Annotated in this window: 1 protein-coding gene; it reads left to right on the forward strand. The window is 53.0% G+C overall.

The genetic code is table 11. The features are described from left to right. Positions 1 to 112: 112 nt before the first annotated feature. A complete protein-coding gene (argG, locus tag L977_RS05035; RefSeq protein ID WP_047625077.1) occupies positions 113 to 1459 on the forward strand; it encodes an argininosuccinate synthase in 1347 nt (448 codons plus the stop codon). The last annotated feature ends 21 nt before the right edge of the window (positions 1460 to 1480 follow it).

The raw sequence follows: 1480 nt of genomic DNA on the forward strand, positions 1-1480 counted from the left end.
TCTTCCGGTATTCGATAAAAGATGATTAAATGAATACTCACTTATTTTGCATAAAAATGCACAAGAGAGCGAAAGCGGTCTCTAATCAGTCAATCAAGCAGGGTTTTATTCTATGACGACGATTCTCAAGCATCTTCCGGTAGGACAACGTATTGGCATCGCTTTCTCAGGCGGCCTGGATACCAGCGCTGCACTGCTGTGGATGCGCCAGAAGGGAGCGGTTCCGTATGCATATACTGCGAACCTGGGTCAGCCGGATGAGGACGACTACGATGCTATTCCTCGTCGCGCGAAAGAGTATGGCGCAGAAAACGCGCGCCTGATTGACTGCCGTAAGCAACTCGTCGCGGAAGGTATTGCGGCTATTCAGTGTGGTGCGTTCCATAACACCACCGGCGGTCTGACCTATTTCAACACCACTCCACTGGGTCGCGCCGTTACCGGCACGATGCTGGTTGCCGCGATGAAAGAAGATGGCGTGAACATCTGGGGTGACGGCAGCACCTATAAAGGTAACGATATCGAACGTTTCTATCGTTATGGCCTGCTGACCAACGCCGAGCTGCAGATCTACAAACCCTGGCTGGATACCGACTTTATCGACGAGCTGGGTGGCCGTCATGAAATGTCCGAGTTTATGATTGCCTGCGGCTTTGACTACAAGATGTCCGTTGAGAAAGCCTACTCCACCGACTCCAACATGCTGGGTGCGACGCACGAAGCGAAGGACCTGGAATTCCTGAACTCCAGCGTGAAGATCGTTAACCCAATCATGGGCGTGAAATTCTGGGATGAGAACGTGAAGATCGCGACAGAAGAGGTGACCGTACGTTTCGAGCGTGGTCATCCGGTTGCCCTGAACGGTAAAACCTTCTCTGACGACGTAGAGCTGATGCTGGAAGCGAACCGCATTGGCGGCCGTCACGGTCTGGGCATGAGCGACCAGATTGAGAACCGTATTATCGAAGCGAAAAGCCGTGGCATTTATGAAGCACCGGGGATGGCGCTGCTGCATATCGCTTATGAGCGTCTGCTGACCGGGATCCACAACGAAGACACCATTGAGCAATATCACTCTCATGGTCGTCAGCTGGGTAAACTGCTGTATCAGGGTCGCTGGTTCGATCCGCAGGCGCTGATGCTGCGTGATGCGCTGCAGCGCTGGGTGGCGAGTGCCATTACCGGTGAGGTCACTCTGGAACTGCGTCGCGGTAACGACTACTCCATCCTGAACACCGTGTCTGACAACCTGACCTATAAAGCAGAGCGTCTGACCATGGAGAAAGGTGAGTCGGTGTTCTCGCCAGATGACCGTATTGGTCAGCTGACCATGCGTAACCTGGACATCACCGATACCCGTGAAAAGCTGTTCAACTATGTTGAGAATGGTCTGCTCTCCGCAAGCTCCGGTAACGGCCTGCCGCAGGTGGAAAACCTGGAGCACAGCGATAAGAAGTAATCGCTATTCAGAAATGCAGAA

The sequence above is a fragment of the Enterobacter sp. ZOR0014 genome (assembly GCF_000798855.1).
Lineage (GTDB): Bacteria > Pseudomonadota > Gammaproteobacteria > Enterobacterales > Enterobacteriaceae > Enterobacter > Enterobacter kobei.

Coding starts and splice junctions, on each gene's coding strand:
- argG (WP_047625077.1), top strand. CDS start 113: ATGACGACGATTCTCAAGCATCTTCCGGTAGGACAACGTATTGGCATC.